Origin of the sequence: Acidithiobacillus ferriphilus (assembly GCF_018854775.1) — a bacterium.
Taxonomy (GTDB): Bacteria; Pseudomonadota; Gammaproteobacteria; order Acidithiobacillales; family Acidithiobacillaceae; genus Acidithiobacillus; species Acidithiobacillus ferriphilus.
On sequence record NZ_JAAZTY010000159.1, the window covers coordinates 1 to 4,627 of the forward strand.

The 4,627-nt window shown below is 59.1% G+C and carries 4 protein-coding genes; all 4 read left to right on the forward strand.

Going from position 1 to position 4,627, the window contains the following annotated elements; translation table 11 throughout:
• On the forward strand, positions 1-1,887 hold a 1,887-nt coding region (locus HF921_RS10855; protein WP_215893801.1), incomplete at its 5' end, for an efflux RND transporter permease subunit.
• A gap of 83 nt (positions 1,888-1,970) precedes the next feature.
• Positions 1,971-2,486: a hypothetical protein gene (locus HF921_RS10860; protein ID WP_064219143.1), complete on the forward strand. Its 516-nt coding sequence runs from the start codon at positions 1,971-1,973 to the stop codon at positions 2,484-2,486.
• A gap of 120 nt (positions 2,487-2,606) precedes the next feature.
• On the forward strand, positions 2,607-3,062 hold the full coding sequence (gene mscL / locus HF921_RS10865) for a large conductance mechanosensitive channel protein MscL (protein WP_064219144.1): 456 nt from the start codon (positions 2,607-2,609) through the stop codon (positions 3,060-3,062).
• A 132-nt stretch (positions 3,063-3,194) separates the two neighbouring features.
• A partial coding sequence (gene rmuC / locus HF921_RS10870; protein WP_215893802.1) for a DNA recombination protein RmuC occupies positions 3,195-4,627 on the forward strand: 1,433 nt, incomplete at its 3' end.

A 4,627-nucleotide genomic window follows, 5' to 3' on the forward strand; every position in this document is an offset into this window, starting at 1 on the left:
GTGGATGATGCCGTGGTCATGCTGGAAAACATCGCCCGCCATGAGGAAAACGGCGAAGAGCCCTATCAGGCGGCGATCGTTGGCAGCCGCGAGATCGGTTTTACCGTGATTTCCATGACCCTGTCGCTGGCGGTGGTCTTCCTGCCTTTTCTGGTGATGGGTGGCATCATCGGTCGTTTGTTTCGCGAGTTCGGCGTCACCATCGCGGTGGTCATCCTATTGTCCGGGCTGGTATCTCTGACGCTAACCCCCATGCTCTGCGCCCGCTATCTGCGGGTGAAGCATCAGGGACGGAGCCGCTTCGAAAGCGGTTTCCTCAGCCTGCGCGACTGGTACGGGCGCAGCCTGCGGGTGGCGCTCGGTCATCGCGGCTGGGTGTATGGCGGGGCCTTGCTGAGCCTGCTGGCCATGATCGGACTCTTTATCCTGCTGCCCAAGGGCTTCATCCCTACCGAAGACAGCGGCATGATCATGGGCAATCTGGAATATCCCCAGGGCATTTCCTTTGCCCAACTCGAAACCACCCAGAAGGCCATCGCCGCCGCCGTCGGCCACAATCAGGCCGTGCAGTCCGTGATGTCCAGTGCCGGGCAGGGTGCGGGGGCCTTCGGCTCCGCCAACACCGGGCGGCTGATCATCCGCCTCAAGCCCTTGGGCGAGCGGGCGTCAGGAACCCAGGTCATTGCGGAATTGCGCCGTCGCGTCAGCCATTTTGCCGGAGTGGAAGCGAGTTTCCAGCTACCGCCCGCTATTCAGATGGGGCCGGTCTCATCGCAATCTCATTACCAATACATTCTGCAGAGCGAGGATCAGAACAGCCTGAATGTGACCGTGCCCAAACTGGTAGCAGCCCTGCGCAAAGTACCCGGACTACAGGCCGTTAACAGTGATCTGCAATTAGCCAACCCGGAAATTGAAGTGCACATCCTGCACCAGCGCGCCCAGGCCCTGGGGGTCACCCCTCAGGCCATCGAGCAAGCGCTGAACTTCGCTTTCGGCGGCACCCAGGTGGGCACCATCTACGCCTCCACCAATCAATACGAGGTCATTCTCGATCTGGCGCGGCAGTTTCAGGAAAATCTCGGGGCACTTTCAGCGATCACTGTGCCGGGCAGCACCGGCCTGGTGCCCCTGGCCGCATTGGCGCACTTCGCTTACGGCGTCGGACCCTTGAGTATCAGCCACTACAACGGACTGCCCAGCGTGACCATTTCTTTCAATCTGGCCCCCGGCACCTCTCTGGGCGATGCGACCCGGACAGTGCAGAACACAGCGACAAAGATATTGCCCGCGGATGTGCAGGGAGAGTTTGGTGGGTCCGCCGCGGCCTTTTCCCAGTCCACCGGCAGCCTGCCACTCCTGCTGCTGGCGACGGTGGCTCTGATCTACGCCATTCTGGCCATTCTCTATGAAGATTTCATCCATCCCCTGACCATCCTCACTGCCCTGCCTCTGGCCGGTTTTGGCGCCTTGCTGGCCCTCTGGATATTCCATCAGGAACTCGATCTGTTCAGCTTCGTCGGCATCATCATGCTGGTGGGACTGGTCAAAAAGAACGGCATCATCATGGTGGACTTCGCCATTCACCGCCGCCGCGAAGGGGCCAGCGCCGTCGATGCCATGGTCGACGCCTGTGTCACCCGCTTCCGCCCTATCATGATGACGAACCTTGCCGCGGTGCTGGGTATTCTGCCTATCGCCATTGGCGTCGGGGCGGGTGCTGAGTCGCGGGTGCCGCTGGGCGTGGCGGTGGCGGGCGGCATCATCGTCTCGCAGTTCCTGACGCTCTATGTGACGCCGGCATTCTATGTACTCCTTGAGGGGTGGAAGGAGCGTTGGAGGGGTAAGGTGTCTGCTTCAGAGACTGCATCTCACCGAGCGATTTAAGCGTCGCTGAGCGCTGGGCTCTGCAATATCGCCAACTTGTGATATATAACGGGCGAAGACCAACTACCCGAGAGTCTTAGATCATGCCCGCAAAAATTCTTTTCCTCTTGTTCGCGCTTACCCTATCGGGCTGCGCTTCCCTGCCACCTTCTTCCTCATCAAACGCCACCGCCAGCGCTGCCGCGCGCGGTACCGCTTTGGCCAATCGCAATAGCGAGACTGCGCAGCAACGGCTCGCCGCCGTCGCCGCCCAGCGCGCTGAGGCTGCACAACAATTCTGCCCCAACTGGCAGCAGGCGCTGGATCATGCGCGCAGCAACGCGACGGGTTGTGCGCAAATGCCCACAAACGAACAGGCCACCTGCTGGCAAGCCGTCTCCCAATGGGCACAGGAAGAGAGCCGTTATTTCCATGCCCTGGCGCCGCTTCTCCAAAGCGGTGCTTATGCATTCCCAGCAGCTCAGGCGGCACATTTTTTTGATCTGACTCAGGGGTGGGCTATTACTTGTCAAAATGGCCAAAGGGCCTGCGCCGCGGCGTCTGGCCACCAGCAGATGGACAACAGCAAAAGCGCCATCAATCAATTCTGCCGACGTTAATCAATGACGTTTCATAAGTGATGGTTATTTTCAAATTTAGGCGCATTGGTTATGCTGAGGACAATGGGGTTTTACGCAACTGGCCACGGAAATAGTCGACCCTCATCAAAGGTGATTACCATGCTCAAAGCGTTCGTCAAGGATTTCAAGATATTTTTGCAACGCGGCAATATCATTGATCTGGCCGTAGCCTTTGTTATTGGCACGGCATTTTCCGCCATTGTGACTTCATTAGTCAGCAACCTGATCATGCCACCTATCGGTATGTTGCTCAACAAAGTCGATTTTTCAAACCTCTATATCGTGTTAAAGAATGGCGCCGTTCCCGGCCCCTACCTGACTCTGGAGGCCGCCAGGAAGGCGGGGGCCGTGACCGTGAATTACGGCCTCTTTATCACTTCACTGATCAGTTTTTTTATCATTGCGCTGGTTATTTTTTCCATTGTGCGGGTCATCAACAAACTCTACCCCAAACCCGCTGCCGCCGTGACCACCAAAACCTGCCCTTTCTGTGCCTCTGCCATTCCCTTGGCCGCGACACGCTGTCCCAACTGCACCTCGCAACTGGAATCCTGAAACGGGGGTGCCCGGCAGGGGCACCCGCCTGGCATCTCGGCCCCATTTAGCTCCTAAAGGTTAGTATGCCGTCGCTTTGACGCCCCGCTTCGCGTATTCTCAAAACAGTTCCCCTACATTCAGGACAGGCTTTTGATCTGGGAAAATCTGTTGTATCTCATCGTCGGCATGATGCTCGGACTGCTTGCGGCTGGACTGATAGCGCGCAGCATGATCCAGCGCCAACACGATATCAGCGAGGCCCTTCGGGAAGGCAAGCAAGCCACTGCCGCTCAGATGGACAGCCTGCAGCGTGAAATAACTGCGCTGCGGCAACAGGCCCAGGAACAGCAGGAAATCCTCCGCCATGAAAGTGAGCATAGAGCCGGTGCCGAAGCGGAAAGCCGCCGTATCCCGGCGCTCGAAAATGCCTTGGTGGCGGAGCGCAACCATGCCGCTTGCCTGCAAACAGAGTTGGCCGCCCTCCAGGGCCAATTGGCGGAACTCAGTGAACGACTGGAGCAGGAACGCCTGCGCGGCAACGAAAAACTGGCACTCCTGGAAGACGCCCGCCAACGCCTCGGCGATGCCTTCCAGTCCCTTTCCGCCGAAGCCCTGCGCCGCAACAACCAGTCCTTCCTCGAATTGGCGCGGGAGAATCTGGAGCGTTTCCAGGAAAACGCGAAGACCGATTGGGAGGGCCGCCAGAAGGCCGTGGGACAACTGGTGGAGCCTATCCGTGAGTCTCTGGAGAAAGTGGGCACCCGCATCGACGCCATGGAAAAAACCCGCGTCGATGCCTACAGCGCCCTCAATGAGCAAATTCGCGGTCTCGTACAAGACCACCTGCCGCGCCTGCATCAGGAGACCGCCGCGCTGGTGAAGGCGCTGCGCCAGCCCGCCGCACGAGGCCGTTGGGGCGAAATGCAGCTCAAGCGCGTCGTCGAAATGGCCGGCATGCTGGCTTATTGCGACTTCACTGAGCAGGAGAGCGTTGCCACCGATAATGGCCAGCAGCGCCCCGATCTCGTGGTACGACTGCCCGGCGGCAAGCGCATCGTCGTCGATGCCAAGGCGCCTCTGAATGCCTACCTGGAGGCCATGGAAACGGAAGATGAACAAAAGCGCGCTCATTTCCTGCACAAGCATGCCAGCGAATTACGCACCCACATGACCCAGCTCAGCAAAAAATCCTACTGGGAACAGTTCCAGCCGACCCCGGAGTTCGTCGTCCTTTTTGTGCCCGGCGAGGTGTTTTTCAGCGCCGCCCTCCAGGAAGACCCTTCACTCATCGAATACGGGGTGGAGCAGAAGGTGATCGTCGCCAGTCCCACCACCCTCATCGCCCTGCTGCGCGCGGTGGCCTATGGCTGGCGGCAGGAGTCCTTGGCCGAGAACGCCCGGGCGATCAGTGATCTTGGCAAAGAACTCTATGATCGCCTGAGCACGTTGGCGGGTCACTGGACGCGGGTAGGCAAGGGGTTGGGCCAGGCGGTAGAAGCTTACAACAAAGCGACCGGATCACTGGAGGGCCGTGTACTGATCTCGGCGCGCAAATTCCGTGACCTCAAGGCCGCGCCGGATAA